At 58.7% G+C, this 20,270-nt stretch carries 27 protein-coding genes; 24 read left to right on the top strand and 3 right to left on the bottom strand.

Translation table 11 applies throughout. The features are described 5' to 3' along the window. Positions 1–313, top strand: a 313-nt coding sequence (locus BV106_RS13190) for a response regulator transcription factor (protein ID WP_038165314.1), incomplete at its 5' end; no start/stop codon positions are given. Positions 314–672: 359 nt separating this feature from the next. Here BV106_RS13190 and BV106_RS13185 read toward each other — a convergent pair. Then, positions 673–1,491, bottom strand: coding sequence for a S24 family peptidase (locus tag BV106_RS13185; RefSeq protein WP_038165313.1), 819 nt, complete (start codon positions 1,489–1,491; stop codon positions 673–675). Positions 1,492–2,627: 1,136 nt separating this feature from the next. Here BV106_RS13185 and BV106_RS13175 point away from each other — a divergent pair. From BV106_RS13175 to BV106_RS13075, 21 genes are all read left to right on the top strand, one after another. Then, positions 2,628–3,050 (top strand): lysozyme inhibitor LprI family protein, encoded by a 423-nt coding sequence (locus BV106_RS13175; RefSeq protein WP_038165311.1) that lies wholly within the window; start codon positions 2,628–2,630, stop codon positions 3,048–3,050. A 119-nt stretch (positions 3,051–3,169) separates the two neighbouring features. Continuing rightward, complete coding sequence (locus BV106_RS13170) at positions 3,170–3,487, top strand: hypothetical protein (RefSeq protein WP_038165310.1); 318 nt, start codon at positions 3,170–3,172, stop codon at positions 3,485–3,487. Positions 3,488–3,592: 105 nt separating this feature from the next. After that, positions 3,593–4,057 carry a hypothetical protein gene (locus BV106_RS38460; RefSeq protein ID WP_265595645.1) on the top strand — a complete coding sequence of 155 codons (465 nt, stop codon included), beginning with the start codon at positions 3,593–3,595 and terminating at the stop codon, positions 4,055–4,057. A 23-nt stretch (positions 4,058–4,080) separates the two neighbouring features. Then, positions 4,081–4,581, top strand: a complete 501-nt coding sequence (locus tag BV106_RS13160) for a hypothetical protein (protein ID WP_038165307.1) — start codon at positions 4,081–4,083, stop codon at positions 4,579–4,581. A gap of 128 nt (positions 4,582–4,709) precedes the next feature. Beyond that, positions 4,710–5,258, top strand: coding sequence for a hypothetical protein (locus BV106_RS13155; RefSeq protein ID WP_038165305.1), 549 nt, complete (start codon positions 4,710–4,712; stop codon positions 5,256–5,258). 23 nt (positions 5,259–5,281) lie between these two features. Beyond that, the gene (locus BV106_RS13150) at positions 5,282–5,494 is read left to right on the top strand and encodes a hypothetical protein (RefSeq protein WP_038165303.1); all 213 of its coding nucleotides are present in this window, start codon (positions 5,282–5,284) and stop codon (positions 5,492–5,494) included. 239 nt (positions 5,495–5,733) lie between these two features. Next, complete coding sequence (locus BV106_RS13145) at positions 5,734–6,162, top strand: DUF4259 domain-containing protein (protein ID WP_038165301.1); 429 nt, start codon at positions 5,734–5,736, stop codon at positions 6,160–6,162. Positions 6,163–6,258: 96 nt separating this feature from the next. Beyond that, a complete protein-coding gene (locus tag BV106_RS13140; RefSeq protein WP_038165299.1) occupies positions 6,259–6,723 on the top strand; it encodes a hypothetical protein in 465 nt (154 codons plus the stop codon). 311 nt (positions 6,724–7,034) lie between these two features. After that, positions 7,035–7,718 (top strand): hypothetical protein, encoded by a 684-nt coding sequence (locus BV106_RS13135; RefSeq protein WP_265595644.1) that lies wholly within the window; start codon positions 7,035–7,037, stop codon positions 7,716–7,718. Between the two features lie 295 nt (positions 7,719–8,013). Further along, positions 8,014–8,205, top strand: coding sequence for a hypothetical protein (locus BV106_RS13130; protein WP_038165296.1), 192 nt, complete (start codon positions 8,014–8,016; stop codon positions 8,203–8,205). Positions 8,206–8,330: 125 nt separating this feature from the next. Beyond that, on the top strand, positions 8,331–8,750 hold the full coding sequence (locus BV106_RS13125) for a hypothetical protein (protein ID WP_038165294.1): 420 nt from the start codon (positions 8,331–8,333) through the stop codon (positions 8,748–8,750). A gap of 88 nt (positions 8,751–8,838) precedes the next feature. Next, positions 8,839–9,387, top strand: a complete 549-nt coding sequence (locus BV106_RS13120; protein WP_038165292.1) for a dihydrofolate reductase family protein — start codon at positions 8,839–8,841, stop codon at positions 9,385–9,387. A gap of 32 nt (positions 9,388–9,419) precedes the next feature. Then, complete coding sequence (locus tag BV106_RS13115) at positions 9,420–10,100, top strand: hypothetical protein (protein WP_038165290.1); 681 nt, start codon at positions 9,420–9,422, stop codon at positions 10,098–10,100. Positions 10,101–10,506: 406 nt separating this feature from the next. Next, positions 10,507–11,163, top strand: coding sequence for a hypothetical protein (locus tag BV106_RS13110; protein WP_038165288.1), 657 nt, complete (start codon positions 10,507–10,509; stop codon positions 11,161–11,163). 49 nt (positions 11,164–11,212) lie between these two features. Continuing rightward, positions 11,213–11,620 carry a hypothetical protein gene (locus BV106_RS13105; protein ID WP_038165282.1) on the top strand — a complete coding sequence of 136 codons (408 nt, stop codon included), beginning with the start codon at positions 11,213–11,215 and terminating at the stop codon, positions 11,618–11,620. Positions 11,621–11,709: 89 nt separating this feature from the next. Further along, positions 11,710–12,027 carry a hypothetical protein gene (locus tag BV106_RS13100; RefSeq protein WP_038165281.1) on the top strand — a complete coding sequence of 106 codons (318 nt, stop codon included), beginning with the start codon at positions 11,710–11,712 and terminating at the stop codon, positions 12,025–12,027. Next, positions 12,002–12,316 carry a hypothetical protein gene (locus tag BV106_RS13095; RefSeq protein ID WP_265595643.1) on the top strand — a complete coding sequence of 105 codons (315 nt, stop codon included), beginning with the start codon at positions 12,002–12,004 and terminating at the stop codon, positions 12,314–12,316. The genes BV106_RS13100 and BV106_RS13095 overlap by 26 nt, the downstream gene beginning before the upstream one ends. Positions 12,317–12,928: 612 nt before the next feature. Next, entirely contained in the window at positions 12,929–13,528 is a 600-nt protein-coding gene (locus BV106_RS38455) for a hypothetical protein (protein ID WP_265595642.1), read from the top strand. After that, positions 13,525–13,938 (top strand): hypothetical protein, encoded by a 414-nt coding sequence (locus tag BV106_RS13085; RefSeq protein ID WP_038165278.1) that lies wholly within the window; start codon positions 13,525–13,527, stop codon positions 13,936–13,938. The genes BV106_RS38455 and BV106_RS13085 overlap by 4 nt, the downstream gene beginning before the upstream one ends. A gap of 61 nt (positions 13,939–13,999) precedes the next feature. After that, on the top strand, positions 14,000–14,608 hold the full coding sequence (locus BV106_RS13080) for a hypothetical protein (protein ID WP_038165277.1): 609 nt from the start codon (positions 14,000–14,002) through the stop codon (positions 14,606–14,608). Positions 14,609–15,110: 502 nt separating this feature from the next. After that, on the top strand, positions 15,111–15,659 hold the full coding sequence (locus tag BV106_RS13075; RefSeq protein ID WP_038165276.1) for a hypothetical protein: 549 nt from the start codon (positions 15,111–15,113) through the stop codon (positions 15,657–15,659). A gap of 732 nt (positions 15,660–16,391) precedes the next feature. On the opposite strand, the gene BV106_RS13065 is transcribed toward BV106_RS13075, so the two are convergent. Next, positions 16,392–16,835 carry a hypothetical protein gene (locus tag BV106_RS13065; RefSeq protein ID WP_265595641.1) on the bottom strand — a complete coding sequence of 148 codons (444 nt, stop codon included), beginning with the start codon at positions 16,833–16,835 and terminating at the stop codon, positions 16,392–16,394. Between the two features lie 191 nt (positions 16,836–17,026). Further along, complete coding sequence (locus tag BV106_RS13060; protein ID WP_038165269.1) at positions 17,027–17,713, bottom strand: hypothetical protein; 687 nt, start codon at positions 17,711–17,713, stop codon at positions 17,027–17,029. A gap of 739 nt (positions 17,714–18,452) precedes the next feature. Between BV106_RS13060 and BV106_RS13055 the strand changes: the two genes are divergently transcribed. Both BV106_RS13055 and BV106_RS35505 read left to right on the top strand, forming a co-directional pair. Beyond that, positions 18,453–19,160 (top strand): hypothetical protein, encoded by a 708-nt coding sequence (locus BV106_RS13055; protein WP_038165268.1) that lies wholly within the window; start codon positions 18,453–18,455, stop codon positions 19,158–19,160. A 194-nt stretch (positions 19,161–19,354) separates the two neighbouring features. Beyond that, positions 19,355–20,239 (top strand): alpha/beta hydrolase, encoded by an 885-nt coding sequence (locus BV106_RS35505; protein WP_051945740.1) that lies wholly within the window; start codon positions 19,355–19,357, stop codon positions 20,237–20,239. Positions 20,240–20,270: the final 31 nt, after the last annotated feature.

The following is a 20,270-nucleotide window of genomic DNA, read 5'->3' as shown; positions in this document are numbered from 1 at the left end:
CTCCGGGTATGTTTCCAAAACCACCGACCGCCAGTCCCTCGTGGCCGTGATCCGCACCGTGGCGGAGGGCGGCACCAGCTTTGCCTCGCAAGCCCCCGTGCAGGGTGAGGCGCTGAATGCCCTGAGCGCGCGGGAGCTGGAGGTGCTGCGGCACCTGGGCCGCGGCATGTCGAATTCCGATCTAGGCAAGATCCTGGGCGTGAGCGAGCACACCATCAAGAGCCACCTCAAGGCCGTGTTCGGGAAGCTTGGCGTGGCGGATCGTGCCGAGGCCGTGGCGCGGGCGTATGAGCTGGGGTTGGTTCAGGGGTAAGTGGTGAGCTCGGTAAGAGGTGAATGGTTAGAGGTAAGTGGTGGGCGGGCTTTGGAAGCTGTTTGTAGTACAAACTTTAGTTTGCCTCAGTCGATCAGGGGTAAGGTGTCCTGAGCAAACTGAAGTTTGTACTACGAACAGCTGCTGGTGAGGACGTGCTGGGTGACACACACGTGACCAGGGCAGCAAGGTCTCCAAGTCCCAGGTGCAGGTTCGCGCCGTGGTTGGAGTACCGCCTTTAGGCGGAATCAGTCGCAGAAACCCAGCACACCCAAGTTACCTCGAACTCAAAACACCAAACAGGCCGGCTCAGTCCACCACTTACCTCTAACCACTCACCCCTTACCGAACCGCCCCCCTTATCTCAAATGCCGCAAACTCACGGTCACCGGAGCGAGCCAGAGCAAATCATCCTTCTGCACCGTGAGCGGCGGGTACGCCGCATGGGTGCTGGTGAGGACGAGGCTTTCGCCGTCCTGGATGAAGTGGACGAGGCGGAGCATGGTGCCGCCGCCGCGCTCGTCTTTGAGACGGGCGAGGACGAGGTCGCCGTTGCGACTGGCGAGGCCGGGACAGACGATGGCGATGCTGCCCTCGGGGTAATGCGGGGCCATGGCCTCTCCGGTGATGCGGACGGCGAAGGCCTGCTCATCCTCCACCACAAAGGCGAGGTGCTGACTCCCATGGTGGGCAGCATGATCCGGTGAGGGAAGGTCGGCAGCCTCATGCATGGCCAGGAGCGGCACGGACCGGGCAGCAAAGACGGGTGCCTCCAGCTGCACGCCGTTGGCGCGTGAGGTGGGAGTCGGGGCCGCCGACTGGGACTGGGGGGCAGAAGCAGGGTGCACCGTTCCGTGATTCGGACGGACGCCCGGTTGCGCGCGGGAGAGATTTTCCAATGCGGCTCCGGCCAGGGCGAAGCCGCGGGACACTGGCTCGACATCGCGGGGTTTGCCATTGATGTCGGAGTTCTGGCGGGCCTCCTGCTCAAGCCGCTCCACCAGCAGCATCACGGGCTTGGAGGGGGGCATGCCGCCCTCGATCTTGGTGATGTACTGCCGCGTGACGCCCAGCCACTGGGCAAGCTGTGGGCGGCTGATGCCCAGACGCGCCCTCAGGGCTTGGAAGCGCCCGGCCGCGTTGGCGGCGTTCATTTTGTCGGAGCGAAGGTGCGGCATGGCGGTGGAGGGAGAGACTTGGATGGGACGAGGGCCGCGGGGGGTCAGCAGGGCCTTGAGAAGATGACGTTGCGGACGCGGGCACAGTTACGGGGACTGAAGCCGGCACCGATGCGGACAGCGGGGCCGGTGTTGCAGCAGCGAACCCGGTGAGGGAGCGCGGAGGCGTCAAGATGGGGGCTCCGGTCACAGGAGGCACCGGCGGGCGATACGGCGGCAGGGAACTGACATCGTGCAGCCCGGAGAGCCCCAGGAGCAGAAAACGGTGGCGCACGCGGGTGAGCTCGGTGTGACCCAGCTTGAGCTCGCGGCAGATCTCGGCGCGATCCCGCCCGGATTCCATCATGAGGATGGCCTTGGCCCGTCTGGAGAGCGTCTCCTCGATCTCGGTCAGGACCGTACCGCCGCTTTCCGACACAGGATCCAGCTTCTCAGCCAGGGCGGCCATGGTCTGGCGTTGGTGGGGCGTGAGCCGGAGGGAGCGAGGAGCAGAGGTCATGACAATGGTATCAGGGCATGAGTCCCGGTGAAGGGGAAAACATAAGGAATCACCTCATTATCCACCGCACCGTACAACGCACCATCTACCCAAATGGATAGTTTTTCTTGTGAATATTGGACAAGAAATGGTGCTAATTCGACCAAAAGTGGACATTTTCGGATCATTGCGACGCATTCTCAGGGTTGGAGCCAGTGCCTTCGGCCCAGTGCGTCAAGGTGTTGGGACTGGAGTTGTGGGGGGGGCGGGCGCGCAGGGCAATTCGTAGCTTCGTTTGTAACAACGCGGTCCGGATTGGTCGGTAGTGACATCGGCTTCCAGCCGGTGCGTGCTATCGGCGTCCCGCCGGTTCAGTCGGAGCGGCCCCCATCCCCTGAACAAATGGGCAGCATCTTCCTACGCTCGCTCGGTCCGGTCGCCCCACCCTGACAGAAGCCTGATCTCAACCAAAGGCCAATCACCATACCAGTGGCAAAAATCCGTGACAAAACGAACCGGCACGCCAGACTCTCACCCACGCCAGATCCACTCCAAGCGTCACTGGCAGCGCGCCGTTTCTGCGCCACATCCGAAGGCCGGGATGAGCCGGGAGTTGATGGCGCGGTTGCTTGATCTGCCAACTTCGAAAGCTCTGCCTATGAATAGACGAGCCCTGTTCCCCCTCCTCTTCACAGTCCCGGCCCTTGCTCATGGGGCCGATGGTGCTCCGGACATTCCCGACGTCGAAGAAGCGCGTCTGGTGAAGCTGGCCCGGCAGGCACCGAAGCTGCACCTGCCCGCACTGAGAGACTACCTCCGCCAGAAGCTGGACACCGCTTATGAGATCGCTTTAGCCTCTGCAGTGGACGCTGAGCACCGAAAGGCCATAGAGTCCGCTCAGAAGCACTGGCTGGAGTTTTATGAGGCCCAGCGAGGTGTCGCTGCCTACAATGCTCACGGCGGCAGTTATGCGGTGCCTGCGGCGATGGAAGAGGGTATCTTCCACCTGCGACAGCGCATCTTTTGCCTGATCACCCCGTTCTTGCAGGGATGGGTCGGGCACCATCCGTTCCCGCGCTGAAGAAGCCGTGATGACAGTCACCGAACCAAAATGGCCGTACCTGAAGGCAGGCGGAAGATTTCCGAACGAGAGCTTTGCTTTGTTGGCATCCATCGCCTGTTAGGCAGAAGAAATCCCCCATGCAGACGCAAACAGAAATGCTCGCGAACATCTTGCGTGAAACCGCTTACCTAATGGCGGAGGACGAAAATCCGCATTGGGCGGAGCGGCTCTACAGTGACGCTAAAAAGCTGGAATCGGGAGATATTGACGGAGCCGAGGATTTCCTTCGCTCATTTGGTGGCATGGGAAGTCTGGACGACATCTATGGACGACCCGGAAAGAACAAGCCGGAAGAAGAAAAGGTCCTCATAGAGTTGATATGCGACCGAATCGATATCGCGCATCGACTTGCGTCGAAACTCACTTGGGAGCTCAGAAATGAGCACAGAGCCTGACAAGGTGACGATTCCGATGCCCATGTTTATCGCCGCTCATCCTTCTGCACGCTCTGTGCCAAACATCGTCATGACTCATCTTTGCTGTTCTAATCAATTGTCGCCATGAAACGACTTGCAAGAGTACTGGCGTTTTTAGCGGTCACCGCCGGCCTTCAAAGCTGCGTGCTTTACAAGCACTATGATCGCGAGGTCAGGGTATGGAACCCCAAGACGTCTCAGGTCTCAAGCGGCGATGAATTTCGATTTTCACACGCTGTTCCAGCTCCCCATTTCCCACGCAATCCAGATCCTGTCAGAGTTCAGCTCGATCCGGATGGCGTGGCGCTGGTTCGCCTCCCAGCGGTGCTGGGATGGGCGGGCACATCCAGGCACGGAACCGCGTTGATCGATGGACCATTGATTCGAGACGGAGGCACCGCCGAGCTGAAGCGTCATGTCAGCAACGACGCTCCAGTTTCCACCGGGTGGAAGATAACCATCAGCAAGCCAGGCGATAACAGCGTGCAGAACGAGCAGATGCAGGCGACTGGCGCTCCTCCGGCAGCTTATACTTATCGTTATCATTAGACCAACTGACAACGACACTCACCATGCGCAGCATCGTTACCTGTTTCTTCGCCCTCATCTTCGGCATGACCTTGCATGCTGAGGATCGTACGCCGTTTGCCCTCTATCCAGTCGCCACGAAAAAGTCCACCGACACCCGGGGTTATGTGTTCATGCAGGCTTTGACGGGGCAGCAGAAGACGGGACTCTACCATGAGCGGCCGGTCGTGACCATCTCTGGGATCGACCGCTTGACCATCACTTACAAGGAGATGGCCGGCGCCCCATTCCCGGCCTTCTCGTTCCGTTTCACGAAGGAGGCTGCCGCCAGCCTCCAACACGCCTTCGGGGCGAGCGGGGCCACAGAGTTTGCCGTCTTCATTGATGGGCATTGTTACTCGACGGTGGATTCATCCACCCTGAAAGGAGTCCTCGCTGGGGATCGTGTGTTAAACATCACAGTGAGGGGGCCTTACGACGATGCCACACGGCACCTGATGGAGTTGGTCGTCGAAAAGCTTGCCCCCAAGCTCCAGAAGCCATAACCCTTTCCGCCGAATCAATGAGGGTAATGCTGCGCTACAGCCAACCCGCAGGGTGCCGATGTCGCTTCAGCAATACATCACTTTTGCCTTCCACACGGGGAGGCTGAACTCTACTGTTCATTCAAAGTATGAAAACCACGTTCATTTACTTCTGTCTGACAGTATCACTCTTCGCGGGAGACGTGCCGGAAGACGTGCGCGCCGCATCTCCAGATGGTGCATTCCAGGTAATTGTCGCCAAAGTGGGAGGCGCGAACACGAGGCGACTGGAAATCAAAGGCAAGGACGGAAAGATCCTTTTCTCCTCGCCACCGAAGATCGACGGAACGGACCTTCATGATTACTATCCTGAGCACCTCCGATGGAGCCCGGACTCGCGCATTCTCGCGATTTCGGCCGGATCTTCAAAGTTGTTCCGGACCTACCTTTTCGCTTGGGACGGCAAAGGCTTTCAGCAGATCCCCATGCCCGAGATTGCTGCAAGTGAGGACAATCCCTGGATCTATCCGATCGCCTGGAAAGCGGACCACACCTTGCACCTGAAGATCAGCGGGCCACACGCGGGCAAAGCCAGTGACCACGGCTATGAGGGAACGGCAGTTGTGCAGGTGGAACTTGCGAAGAAGGCGGCAAAGAAGCTTTCGGAGGAAGTAAAGCGGTACGGGACAAACGAGTGAGCTGCAAGACGAGACCGACACCTATGTCTGATCTTACAGAGTTCGCCCTGTTGATCGCTGTGTGGAGCGGCGCCTACTTCGCCATCGTCACCGTCCACGAACTGGGTCACCTGCGCTACTGGTCAACAGCCTCCGCTCATCTCCTGGAGTTCGAGCCCCGCACAGGCCTCTCGAAAGCGGCGGTTCCCGCGCGCACTCCAAAGATGCTTCGCATCCAGACGGTGCACCTTGCGTGATGTCTCGAAATCGCAAGAGTCTCCGATGTCGCAGGCCTCAATCGCAAGCACGAACAAACAGTCTTTTGCGGTTTTCACCTGCGCGGCGAGATCAGACGCCTGGCAGACCGACACGAAGTTGTGGCGTCCGGATGGACGGGCTTGTATAACACGACAGTACTTGATGACTGGAGCTAACCAGACCTCTACAACGAACACGGCCCGACAGCCGCCGATAACAATTCAAACCAACAAACACCATGGGAGCTTGGGGACACGGAAACACCGAGAACGACACCGCACAGGACATGCTCGCGGATCTGTCTGACGATTACTTTCGTCGCATCATAGATACTTTGCAGAGCGAGAACGGTCATGAGTATGACGAGTATGCCCATGACGAACTTTTTGTACTTAGCGAGATCCTTTTTGCCATGCATGACCGCGGCATGGTCAACTCCTCCCCTGATCCCGAGGAGATTCGCCCCTTGTTTGGCCCTTTCACGGAGCGCTGGGCTGCCTACCATCGCAGCGCGGGAAATGAGCCCCCGGAGGGCCGTAGAACCGTGATGGAGAATACTTTTGAGCGACTCATACAGATTGCAGAAGTCGCCTGCCAAGGAAGCTTCGCCCACAGAATCGGACTCATCACGGACAAAATGTCCAAAGTCGACCCGAATGAATCCTGACAACAAAACGGACATCGCTGAGCAAACCGCTTCAGACAAGCGCCGTTCGGCGGGCGCTAATTCTTGACGTTCGGCGTCGCTCGCGCATCCTGAATCATGGGCTATGTCCTCCAAGCCATTATCAGCACTCAGTCAGTGCTTGAGGCTCATGCTTCCGATTTCGCTGCCGCAGTCGTCGTCCCCCTTAACTCCGGGCTCGCTCTCATCCCCATTACCAACGAGCTACTCGACGAGATTGGTGCCTCCGGCAGGAGCGGCCATTTCTACAGATTCACTTCAGCCGTCCGCGATTGGCTTCGCATCATCTCGTCTTCAGCCCCCGCGGCATACGTCGAAGCAGATTTCTTCGGTGGTGTCGGCGGACAGGGCGCAGTGGTTTGGGCACGCGGCGAGGAGGTTCTCGCGCCCACCCATGATGCGAAGGCCATCAACATCGCATTGCGCCTTCTCGGCGTTTCGCGAGGCACGGCTCACGACGAGTTCGAGGCTGTAGGCTTGCCCCGACACCGAGACACAGATGACTGGCTGGACGATGCAGTTCCCAAGAAACACACCGCCTGACCAAGCGCCACCGCAACCGGCTCTAGGCACCGATAACCGTCTGTCGCCCAATGCAGACTTGACTCTCCATGGGCAAACGCTCGAATCGGGGATCGTCAGAAGGCAACGGACGACACGTAGCGACCAAACCCAGGGCTCTCGGCAACCATTCAATCGAGCCTGGCAAAATCCCGTGACAAGATTGAGCCCATGCGCAAGATTTCAACCGGACCCACTCCTGCATCGCGGACATTGCACCTCTGTCTGCGCAACGCGAAATGGCAGCGGAGGGTGGATACTTATTGATACAATTGCGACCCCGCACGCACCCCGTGTCTCCTCCATCCGTAACAAAACAATTTAGCCAGCTTGTCGCACAAGATCTGATTGCGCTTGGGTTTACTCCGAATGGAACCAAGCAGTTCGGGCGCTTGGTCGGAGACATTTTTCAGGTCGTGTTCCTCCACGTTGAGTCACGCATCCGACGAGAGTTCATGATCGAGTATTGTGCGTTTCTGATAAGCGTGCCGCACACTCACTACAGATTGGAGCATGGCGGACGATTTCCGGTCGGCTCGCGCGGCACATGGTATCGAGCCGACACGCCTGAGAGATTAGAACAATCAATGACGCAGGTTCGCGCCGCCATTCCCGCCCTCTTGGATTGGTTTCGAGCATCTGAGACTCTTCCCGGATTCCTCAGCACTTTCTCCACTCATTGTTCTGCGCAACCTCCCGCTCTCGTCCACAACGGTCACACCGCCATGACTCTCGCTTGCGGCCACGTTTCCGCTGGTGACTTCCGCGCTGCCAGACTTCACGCAATGCGAGCACTTTCTGAGTTCGAGAGCATCCTCGCTTCATTCCGCGCACAGCATCCCACTGCCGACCATTGGGCTCCGGTGTGCATCGAGCGTGCTCAGGCACTCATCGCGGCCATTTATGCTTCCGCTACGGACTCACTTCTTGCAGAGTGGCGAGCACTGACGACGGGAGCACTGAAGATCCGCCGATGAACGACAGCAGGCTCAGTTTTTTGCGTCATGCTGCCACTTCACTTTAAGGCGAATGTTCCATTTTGAAGCCGAGACAAGACGCTTGGGGCATCGCTACGTCGATATTTCGAGAGAACAGAGTATGAAGACAACGAAAAAGGATCTGACAATGCCATGCAGCCTATTCCGGCAGCTTTCATGAATCACTCTCGCGCATGAACCGCTCCCATAGTCCTCCGCTCCAAAATTCACACTTGCAACTCCCTCAGCGGTCGTTGATCCTAGGGATCGTCAGGCCAATTGCCCCTACGCGCCTATGAAACACCTCATCGCCCCGACTTTCCCGTTCGTCATCAGCACGACCCTGACCGGCCTGGGTTGCCATCTGGCAGGCATGTCCCGGCCTGACCTCCTCGTGGCCATCATCTTCGCCGCCGTGGTTTCCGGCGGCGTCGCTTATGGCTCAGCTTGGGCCGGGTACCGCAAGAGTGTGAGGGCTGCGGGCTGAGGCCGGAAGGGCGACGGGGCGACCATTATGTCCCGATTGCAATCTGTATCAGTGCGTCTCGTGGGCCGGGTCTCCCTCAGTCATACGTTTGGCTGGTTCTGTCAAAATACTCTGACACCAGACGAATGAGCGCGTTGCGTTACCATGACTTCCATCTAACCGGCTATGATGTGCGCAAGTCCGGGAGCGAGATCGTGCTGCATCTCCTCTATGACTATCCGTCGTGTCCGCGCGAAGAGTCTCACATACGGTTTCAGAGCGTGGAGCTTTACCACTTTGTCCATACCGGCGGCGCCATCATCCTCGACATCGTTGAGACTCCGTTGTCACAAGTCTTCCAAGAATTTGGAGACCGCATTCAAGTCTGGGCCAACCAGTTTGGAATACAGCACTGGGATTACGCCGATCCTGCCAGCTATCAGCGCAAGCTTGAGTCACAAGGGCTATGTGCCTGGGAGATCAGTTCCTCCATCGGGTTTGCAGGATTCGTCATTGCCAAATCCATCGATGACGTTACTGACCAATTCGCACGACACGCCCACTAGACGCTACAGCCCATGGCTTTGAGCAGGGCTTAGCCCAGAGGCGGCACTGACGCCCGCCCCTCACTGGCACACTCATTCACAACACTCCATGCGCCCCCTCCGCTACACCATCAACATCACCCTGGACGGGTGCTGCGATCATAACGCCGGCGTCGCGCCGGACGAGGAAATGCACCGTCACGCGGTGGCGAACCTCAACCGGGCCGACGCCCTCCTCTTTGGGCGGGTGATTTATGAGATGATGGAGGTCGCGTTTCGACCGGCGTGGACGGGTGCGATGCCCGACTGGATGGAATCCTTCCGCAACACGATCGACTCGGCAAAGAAGTACGTCGTGTCCAGCACCCTGACGCAGGTCGATTGGAACGCGGAGCTCCTGCGCGGCGATTTGGAGCAGGCGGTGCAGCAGCTCAAGCAGCAGCCGGGCAAGGGCCTGCTCGTGGGGGGAGTGAAGCTCCCGCTGGCCTTGGCAGAGCTGGATCTCATCGACGAATACGAGTTCATCGTGCACCCCAAACTGGCAGGCTACGGCCCCACGTTGTTCGCAGGCTTGCCAAAGCCGATCGACTTGAAGCTCGTGGACCGGGTGGAGTTCCGCCCCGGGGCGGTGGCCATGCGGTATGAGCCGAGACGGTAGTGATTGCGCAGGAACAACGACCAACCCGTACGATGATGAAGGATCACCCAAGAAGGTTCCCATGGCTGGCGTTCGCGCTTGTTGTGCTGTTGCTGGCGGTCACGGGAATCGCCCACGCCCAGGCTGAAGAGGATGACACTTACCATCCGCCGAAAGATCCGGCAGGTCGCGAATACGACACATCCGCTGACCAATGGCTGGCCGCCATGGCCGAGCCCTCATTGGTTCCCGCCAAGGGCAATTCAGAGGAGTTTGCGCTCCGGTTCTTCTGGTTGCGATCGTTTCACGATCCCATCTCCATCCGGATCTGGCGCACGGGTTCGAGCTACAAGATGAGGGCCGTGCGCATGAAGAAGCCAATCGAGTACGGACCGGGCCCGATTGCTGAAGACACGACGCGGGATCTCAAGCCCGAAGAATGGACTGAGGTGTCCCGCTTGATGGGAGGAAAGGTATTCTGGACTCCCCTCACTCAGGCAGAGAAGCAGGCCATCCCCTTGGTGAGAGACGGCTCCCAATGGTTCTTCGAGCGTCTGGCCGCAGGGAAACGTGTTTCATTGAACCTGATCTGCGCACCCGATCTGAATTCAATGATCCGGAAGAACGGCATGAGCGTCCCCAACATTCGGGACTTTGATGCGTACAAGAGACTGGGAACCTACCTGCTCAAGATCACCGGACTGACGCCCAAGGAGCAGAGAGAGTTTTATTAGATTTGGGGGCGGCTGGGATGTTGCCACTGGGAGACACTACGTGCTCACCTCCACGTTCACGATTGCGTCCCCCACGCCAACGGCGTGATACAAAACAGTCCCGCAGTAGCGGGATCAGACCGCGAAGCGGTCGCCACCCCGGGTATCGATGGGAACGCGCTGGAACTCCAAGGGAGTTCTGGTCCGAATGCCCGTGTACCCAGGGTGGCGGCTCGTGCCTCGCCTGACCCAGGGCTTTTTTGTATGACGCCGTTGGCGTCGAGATGCAAGCGGCAGCTCCGAATCCAAGTGACATCGGCTTCCAGCCGGTGCGTGGTATCGGCGTACCGCCGGTTCCGGCGCAGCCCCTGCGGGCGTTTTGTACTGCACTTTTGCAAACAACCTGTATGTTCGTCCGATAGCCGCCATGTATGCTTTCCACGAGCTTTGTAATGAAACAGGTTACTCATTTTGCTACCTGCTTGGAGTCCTGAAAAAGGTGCCAAAGGAATCCGACCTTCGCCCGGACTTCTTCACTGACGAGTTTGAGTGGCTCCTGAACGTGGAGGAACAATCTGACACCGTCAGGCAGACGCAAAAGCGATGCCCGCTGATCAAACGCTACATTCTGCCTTCCGCGCCTCTCACGATGGCACCTGCATGGGCACCCTTTCCTATAGCGTTTTCTGTTTTGCCCCGATGTGTGCAGCACAAACGGCTGGAAGGTGAATTTCACAACTCGGCCTTTGCGATTTGGCACCCCGAGCTTGCCTCGGTCGGCGAGAATAACCTGATGGATGACACCGGTAAAGTGCTAGCATCCTTCAACCGGCGAATCACAGCGAGTGACATTGAATTTGAGAACATCCACGCCCGTCATTTCTTCTGGCTTCTCCAAATGACCGTCGAGCGGGCCAAGAAGATGAAGCGACATGTCGTCCTGGCCGGGACCCCTGGATTTTCGTACGCCAACGCCGTTAAGCACGATGAGCCCCCCCATAGCAGGATCCGCTTGCTAGAATCAGGCTATTTGTATCCTTCTCGAGTCCCTCATGTGGGGCCAGCTTCGACCACAAACCAATAACGGCTAGGCAGGGTCGATGAGCTTGAAACACTAAACTGGCCAACAAACCATGCCCGCACCCAAAGCAGACGTCGTGAAGCGGTTCCGGAAGGCCACAAGAATGGGCTGGATGGCATCGAAGCACTTTCTCATGACCGAGAGTCCTGAACTGTGCGAGCGCATCTTGGAAGCAGGTGAAAAGCAACCCGGAGCGGACACGCTTCATGACCCAATCGAGGATCATCCCGACTACAAAGAGATGATCGAAGCACTTCGGGAGACGATCGAGAAAGAAGTGAGAGAAGAGTTCGCTCTCGAGAACGAAGAGCGCAGGGCAGCCGGACAGGATACGCACCTGAGAGACTGGCCACTTGGAACCTGTCATCTGATGTGGCGGCACATGAAGGACCGGCTTGCTGCGAAGGGCATCACTTGGTACTCACCGACTGAATTGAATCCGGGGGCCATCTTCGACTAGCAAAACCAACTGAAATGCCGCTAGCATGCGCCCTGCTCTTCATGGGGAGCATGGCATCCAACTCTCCAACTTCAGGCCTCGCCCATTGAATGAAGCATCTCACCGAATCTGAATTCCGCGCGACCTTCGCGGGCCCGATGCAGAAGGTCGCGCTGGATGCTGAACCGCCTGTTCCGTTTTGGGACTACTTCGATGCCATTCCTACGGATCAGTTTGCTGGGCACGATAGCTCTGTGGGCAGCGTCAACCATGCATGGACCGACGCCACAGCACGCTTCCAGCACGTTCTCGTCGACACCGACAACAAGAACGTCTTCATGGTCATCGTTCTCGATCTGCGGGAGCCATCTGTGTTTGGCCACCGTCTGCTTAATCTCAAACATGAATATGGAGTTGAAGTTACCTGATCCAGAGTGGCGGCATTTTGCACCCGTTGGTGGTTGGGCTGCGTTCAGAAGCAGTCCAGCTCTCACAACAGCCCTCTGGCAGCAGTTCCCGGCATCCGATTGGCACTACCTCAACCTCACCGCCGGCAGTTCCGCGTGGGAATCTCGAGAAGACGGCAGCATCGTGATGGTTCACTACGAGGGGGAAGATCTTATTGAGATGGTCGTGGAGATGGGTGCGGCTACCGAGGCGCTTCGTCCTCTCCTCGCAAACTTCCGGCTTATTCCCGTGGATGAGGCCGAATGGTGAACAGCGGAGCGAGTGCTCTCAAGGAGCGGCGGTTTGTGCTTGCACAACCGCCGCTCCTTGGATCTTGGGGTGTCACAATGTTGAATCGGCACCTGGGCGCGTTGGGCTCTCAGCCTGGCGCGTGGGCGCAGTCGCGGGACTATCATGGGTGACGCTCTTGGCGGCGAAACACCCTGCTTGCAACCCGCGTCTCGACCAGTAGGATTACGTTACATCAATCGTTAAACGAACAGCTTCAGCGAAGCCATGGGACAGCGGGCAAACTTGATCATCATCAGAGGTTCGGATGCACGCGTCTACTACGACCACTGGTGCGCAAACCGGCTCGACGTGGAGTTGTTCTGGGGTCCAAACAAGGCAGAGGCTTTCATTCAACAGCTCAGGCCAGTGGGGCCAGAGGGCTGGCTTGACGAGGTTTGGTGTGAGGGAGGTGCGATACTGGACGCGAACACTCGCACGCTGACTTGGTTTGGTGGCGAGGATCTCTGGTACGATATCCCGCTTCGTCGAATGCACCTCGAACTGATGCGAACTCAGTGGGGTGACTGGCAGATCGAGTGGGCTCATGGTGGCATATTGGAGCTGGGGACGAAGGTAGGCGCCCCGGCATCCATGTTCCTGGTGGCAAAAACCCCTGAAGCTTGGTTTGAGTGGAACGACGCTTTCCCGGATGACAACAACGCGCTCATCACCGTCCGGCGGAATGGCATCACCCTGGTGAGTCGGATGTGCGGAGACGAGGAGGCGCTGCAGATGGGAAGTTCCCAATTGCATAGAATCTTCGAGTTCGAGATGACACCGGCGCTCACCTGGACAGGCGAGATGCCCACTTTCGGTGTGCACGTAGACGCCGACGAGAAGAAGCTCGAATTCTGGTCTGCCCGTCCCACTACCGCCGCTGAAGAGCGCGTGGCCAGTGCGTGGCCTGATTGGGAGGTGGTCTGGCTTCGGGATGCCTTCGAACGCCAACTGGAGGCTGCCATGATCGATATCCAGCTTCCTGTGCGTGACACTGCCAGCCTCCGTCGAGCAATCATCGAGCAAGTCCGACACCGTTGTCACCGGGAAGGCCAAAACCCGGCACGTGAACTGGCCAGCAGGTTGAATGCCACCGAGTTAAACCCGATGACGGATGAAGCCCGCGGATCGGTTGGGACCGAAGAGGAGAAGCTCCGAACTTTAGACAAGCTGGCAGGTGAATTTGCACTATGATCCATGCCTGCTACTTTGAGCGCGATGGCGCACGCTCCCACCTGACCTTGGCAGAGTGGCGGGCCGCGGTCGCGGCGGTGCCGGGAGTGCGGTTGGCTCCAGCAGCGCAACACGACTCGGGGGACTGGATGGGTTATTGGGTAAATCCCGCCGGCGGGCCCGGGCAGCAGTTCCACGACCTGCCGGATCGCGTGGAAGACGCCGAAGTGTATCTCCCTGATGAAGGCTGTTGGAGACGCGCCTTTTACTGGCACCAACGACCAGAACCGGATCTTGGCGTCGTCACTTTTGAGAGTGACCCCGAGGCACTGTCAGGCGAGTCCCACCCAGTGTGGGCTGCCGCGCAAGCGCTGGCCCGGCTTCTGCGGGCGGAATTGGTCGGTGAAGACGAGACGGCGTATGAGCCGTAGCGAAGTGCCAACCGGGTGCCACTCCCAACCGCCCCACTTGAAGTTCTCTGAAACAAACACGATGAGCGAAGCCACCACAGTGATCGATGCCATTAAATGGCGGCCCGGGATGTACCTGGGCGTGAAGTCACTGACGGCACTCTACCAATTCCTCAATGGCTATCAAATGGCCTGCGGTCTTCATCAGATTGAGGACGATCGCCTTGGGCTCAGGATTCCACCTGACTTCCACGATTGGGTTGCCTATCGCACGCACTTTCAAGAGTCGACGACAGGCTGGTGCAACATGATTGTCACCACCACCAAATCTGAAGAGGATGCCTTTGACCGCTTCTTTGAGCTGCTGGAGGAGCATGCCCACCGCGTGCCCCGGGTTGTCGCAGAGATCATCGGCCCCAACTCTTGTACCAACAGGGACTGCCTCGTACCGCCACCCGAGAGAGTTCATTTGGTGAAGTTCACAGAGGATCCCGGATTCTTTGCGCTTCACGGCAATAAGGACTGGAGCGATAGTTTTTACCCGTACTTGAGTTGGATGCACGGGCTGTATGGTGGCGAGTGGGTGATCCACGATGAGGCATCCTACAGCGAGATGCTCCGCGAGAATCAGGAGTGGGAACGGAAGCTCGAGGAACGACTAGGCATCAGAGGTGAGGATCCCGCACCGTGATCCACCATCGCGGAAGGGGGTGTGGCAGAACGAAGCGGGCGAATGACTCGCTATTTTGCATCAGGTCCAGTTCCCTGGGAGATCGGGAGGATCTTTGATCCATGCGAGTTTGGGGCCAAAGTGACATCGGCTTCCAGCCGGTGCGTGGTATCGGCGTACCGCCGGTTCAGTAGCGGCTGGGCGGAAAGACATCTCTTCGCACACTCCTTCCGGCGTCCCTCCGGGACGCAAGAACGTTGGGGACACTAAGTCCGGTGGTTGGCACCACCGGCTACCATCCGGAGTCCCTCCGGGACTTGACCTCGACTGAGGTGGAGCGGCGCGGATGGGAGCTTGTAGCTTGTAGCTGCGTTTGTAAAAACGCGGTCAGGGGCGAATTGGGTGGCAGCCACCACCTCCGGGGCACCATGCCGGAGAGGCCCGTACGATTCCCGCCGCCTGCCGATTCGACTCTTGACCCCACCTCGGCGCTCGACTTAATTTGGACAAGCCATCCCCAAAAATGATACTCGACGCCATCATCGCGCTATTGGGATCGATCTTCGGGATGCTCGTCGATGGCATCGCGGCTACTTTCGTCCCACTTCTCAACTTGATTGCCGCCGGGATCGAAGCGGTGGTGGGATTGTTTGTGACCGGATTCAGCCTGGGGCGGATCCAACGCAAGAAACGAGATGGGGCGACGAAAGGATCAGCCGCTGGAGGCATCGTCATCCTGGTCGTCGTTCTGGGTCTGATCGGCGGATTTTGGGCAACCCCCAGAGTGATGAATCGAGAGGTGACCCTGGTGGCGAAGGACGGCCACAGTCTCCCCTTCGCTGCCATGATCATTCATACGCGCGACGGCGACCAGCATGAACGAACTGACCACGCAGGCAAGATTGTGATTCCTCGCTTCTGGACCCATGCGCTCTCCATCAAGGATCCCCGGTATGTTGAGCAGAGGTGGGAGCAGTCCGAGATCCAGCCACATCTGACCGCGAGTCGGACAGTGCTTGGATCTGGCCTTGATTCACTGGCTGAAAGACTCCTCAAACCCGCAAAAGAATGACAGAACAAAGCGGAGTGCCCAACCCCTCACTCGCCAAGCGTTCAGTTCGCGATGACGGTTGAATATTCGATTCACCATTGGACCTGTGTCTTGGGCCGGGTGGAGGAGGGTTTCAACCAACGGATCTCCACTCGCACCTTGCTGCCAGATGGGGCGGCAGATCAGGGCTGTCGCCACGGTCTGTAGAACTCGCTTCGGAGTTCCGGTCCTACTGCCCAAACACCCAGGATGGCGTCGAGATGCAATCGGCTGCTGCGAACCCAAGTGACACCGGCTTCCAGCCGGTGTGTGGTACCGGCGTCCGGCCGACTCCGTTCAGGTTTCGCGCGAGTTCGGACCGCCGCGGGCGCCATCTCCATCCTCCCGATACGAAAAATCCGCTCCACAATAAGGGCACTCGTGAATGGCACGAGATAGCTCGGGCATCCGAAGGCGTCCTTCGTTGGGCAACGCCGAAAGATCCTCCTGACAGACAGGACACTTCTCCTGATACCCCACCAACCGCAAAGCGTGGATCATGACAAACAGCACCAACAGGAAAACCACCGATCTCACTCCAGCCAAAGCCATTCCTACCAAAACCGCTCCAAACAAGAGCAAGATCCCTCCTTGCATGAGGGCATTCCTCTTCCGGATGGCATTCACCTGATCCCGATTGGATCGGTGCGGCGTTGGTTTTTCGATACTCATGACGCGGCTCCGTCAACAGGCTGCATGAGAACGGCGCGCCAGTCACGCTTTTTTGGAGAGGGCCGCCGGTTGCAGCCGGTTCATAAAAACCGACAACGCATAGACGCCACCAGACATCAGCATTAGCGCCAGCGGGATCACGAATGCATAACCTCCCTGACGAAAGCACCACGCTGCCAGCGCTGCCCACCCGGTGACATAAACGCTGGTGAGGACCAACAAGGCGAGATCTACTATGCGTGACGAAGCATCGGAGGTTTTGCCGTCTCGCAAGTATCCTGCCAAGGGAAGAATGAGGCAAAGAACCCCTCCCAAAACACACAGCGACAAACCACGCATGTCGTGCCAGTACTCGCGCCGGAGCCAGTAATCCCAGCCCTCTGGCGGATCATGGGTGAACATTGGAATGGTCGTGACCGGGCCGTACCGGGCCGCATATGCGCCGGTCGCCAGACAAATCGAAGCGACCAGACACAAGGCGAGCATGAGAGGGCCTAGGGCTTTCATTGAGGGGGTGAAAAGAGTTTCTCATGAGGTTCACCGAATCGTCAATGACGAAGGAGCTCGTGAAGCAGGTGGTGACACAGCCGTCCCGGCTGTGCGTGTTACCGGCGTCCCGCTGGTTCAGCAAGAACTGCCACCACCCCACTCACAACACGCCAGCGCCACCGGAACGCCTATCCGTGTTTCCTCTTCCTCAGGTCATCAAGCCAGAAGCCCACCATCATGCCCCAGGATGTTTCCCGCCTGAAGTAGCGCCACAGCCACCACCCCAGCACTCCGGCCGCGGTCACTAAGACCGCCTTCCAACACATTCCAGCCCGGCGCGCTCTGGTCACCCAGATCCGCTCTGGCTCACGGTCTGGCTCAGGCAACGCCACGCCCGCCCTGGAGAACAGGTCCTGAACGTAGCTGGACGTCACCCAATCCTTCAAGTACCTGCCTTCCTCGTTCCGGTAGATCACGTTGCGCCCCGGCCCTTTCAGTCCTGTGTAGAATCCAACGAGGGTCATTTCGAGGGTGGTGTCAAAGATGTCGCTTCGATGGATGGCAATCAACTCTCCGCGCAAGGGTGCCGCCAGACGCAAGGGGGATGAGACAAACGCGTATCGTTTTGCCGGAGCCGCATATGGCATCCACTCATGAACCGGCACGGTGAGCATCGGTTGCAGGTCTTCCCAAGATCTGGGCGGCGTCCCATCGTGACTCCGGCTGTAAGACTCCACCAAGGATGCGATGGCCATCGCAGCACTCTGTTCCGGTGTGACAACAGTGGTGCCATATGACTGGGGGGCCAGCACCGCCAACATGACTGTGGCAGCACCCATCACAGTACAAAGGTAATAACGCAGGACCAGGAACATGGTAAAAATGCCTGCAGGCTGACGACAGCCCCTCCTTACTTCATTCATTCACCTGTGACACCGGACTTCCCCTTCCAGGCCAGTTCGGCCCCGCAGAAAGGGCAGCAGTGGACTTTCCGTGAAAGCTCTGGAAGCCCGAAATGCCTTGCTTGCCCGGGAAGGCACGAGAGATCCTGATCGCAGGACGGGCAGGATTCACGGCGGCGCAAGATCGCAGCCAATGGGATCGCACCTATGGCCAGCCACGGAAACATTGAGGCGGCTGCTATCTTGTCGCTGACGGCCAGCCAGCAGAAAAGCGGGCCAATCACTGCCATCGCCCCCACCAACATCCACCCATTCTGCCTCCGAATTTCATTGATCACGTCCCGGGGTTCTTTGGCTGGCGACGGCGATGGTGAGGCACTCATGGGGAGGGGTTTGTTTTCGCCATCCTTGCACATTTCCAACTTTGACACCAGCTTGGACTGCGTGGCTTTGGGCGGAGCGCAGAGTCCAAACTCGTGACGGCGTCAGTCGTCATGCACTCTGACCGCTTTAAAGCGGAACTCCAACCCGCTTCGTTCCCGCTAAAGGACAGCAAGTGACACAGCCGTCCCGGCTGTGCGTGCTACCGGCGTCCCGACGGTTCAGTGATGTCTCCTGTCTCCCCCGCGCAGCGGGCATCATTGACGCGATCAATACAGCCCGGGGTTTTATCAATTCGCCAGTGAACGGGTCTGGAAGCTACTTGCGCCTCATGAAAGCCAGATCCATCGACACCTCCCCGCCCCCGTCCCGGCCTCAGGTCTCCGACCTCGCGTCTGCGTCCGCCCTCTGGAAACTTCCCGCGTGGCTCCGCTGGGGTTTCACCGCCTTCATGGCGGTGCTGGTGCCCATCTACTGGGTGCACTACGGGCCGGCGAACTTTCTCTACTTCTGTGATGTGGCGCTGTTCCTGGCCCTGGCGGCGGTGTGGACGGAGAAGCCGATCTACGCCTCTGCGGCGGCGGTGGGAGTGCTGGTGCCGCAACTGTTGTGGTGCGTGGATCTGGTGCTGCATCTGGTGGGCTTCGAGTACACGGGGATGACGAACTACATGTTCGACGCGAACAAGCCCCTCTACCTGCGCCTCCTGTCCCTCTTCCACGGCTGGCTGCCGTTTATGTTGCTTTTCATCGTGGCCCGGCTGGGGTATGATCGACGGGCGCTCAAGGCCTGGACGGCAGCAGCCGTGGTCCTCTGCCTGGTGGGCTTCTTCCTCCTGCCCGCCCCGGGCGAAGTGCCAGCCGGAAGCAACGATGCGGTGAATGTGAACTACGTGTATGGCATCTCTGAAACCAAGGCGCAGACCTGGATGGCCCCGGGGCTCTATCTCATCGCCTGGATGGTCACGCTTCTTGTGGTTTGCTACCTGCCCACGCATGCGTGGCTCAGGGCTCGCTACGGGAAAGACACAAGAGTTTAAGACGTGAGGGAAAACTTCAAAAGCCAAACTTCAAACTTCAATGTTCTAGCCTTTGCTGGATGAACTGATTGAAAAAGGACCTCTGCTTACATCGAACCTGGATACAGCTTCCGCAGGCTGAAGACTGTACTCCGTACAACTTCACGCCTATCGCCCACTGGTTTACTGGACTACTGAATTACTGAATTACCGAAATGCCTTTTCTCACACTCCAGTCCGGACGGAAGCTTGCCTATGAAGAATACGGGGACCCGGCGGGAACACCGCTGCTCTACTTTCACGGCTGGCCGGGCTCTCGGCTCCAGGGGGAGTTGTTTCATCCTTCCGGCGTGGAACACGGGCTGCGCATCATCGCGTGTGACCGGCCGGGGCTGGGCAAGTCGGACTTTCAGCCGGGACGGCAGCTGCTGGACTGGCCGCCGGTGATGCGGGAACTGGCGGCACACCTGCAGGCGGACCAGTTTCATGTACTGGGGGTGTCCGGCGGCGGCCCATATGTGCTGGCCATGGCCCATGCGATGCCCGAGCGCCTGCTGAGTGCGGGAGTCATCTGCGGAGCGCCGCCGCTCAAACTGGTGGGGACCCAGGAGCTGATGTGGACCTACAAGCTGGCGCTCTGGGGTCAGCGGCACATGCCGCTGCTGCTGGGACCCGGGCTGGCGGTGGCGGCCCGTTTTCTGGGGCTGCCGCGGGACCACCGTGCCACCCGGTTGTACATGAAGCAGCAGTGCGAGCGGGACCGCGAGGCCATGAGTGATGCCGAGCTCTTCCGCATCATGACCAGCGCCGGCCGGGAGTCCCTGCTTTCTGGTGCCAAGGCCGTAAGCACGGACGGCAACATCTACTCCTCCGACTGGGGCATCGACCTGGAGACCGTGCAATTCCCCGTGCGCTACTGGCACGGGGCCCGGGACAACAACATCCCGCCCGCCCTGGTGGAACGGTTTGTGAAACGTCTTCCCCAGGCCACGCTCACCATCCTGCCTGAGGAGGGGCACTACTCCCTGCCCATGCTATGCGGCGGCCAGATCGTGGCGGAACTGGTTGGAAAAAAGGTGGGAGTGGGCGTCGAAGAGTGATAGTAAGACGTGAAGCACAAAATGTGGAGGT

Source organism: Verrucomicrobium sp. BvORR106, assembly GCF_000739655.1.
In the GTDB taxonomy this organism is placed as follows: Bacteria; Verrucomicrobiota; Verrucomicrobiia; order Verrucomicrobiales; family Verrucomicrobiaceae; genus Verrucomicrobium.
The sequence above is the reverse complement of the archived record's forward strand: the minus strand, read 5'-3'. Positions and strand labels throughout refer to the sequence as shown.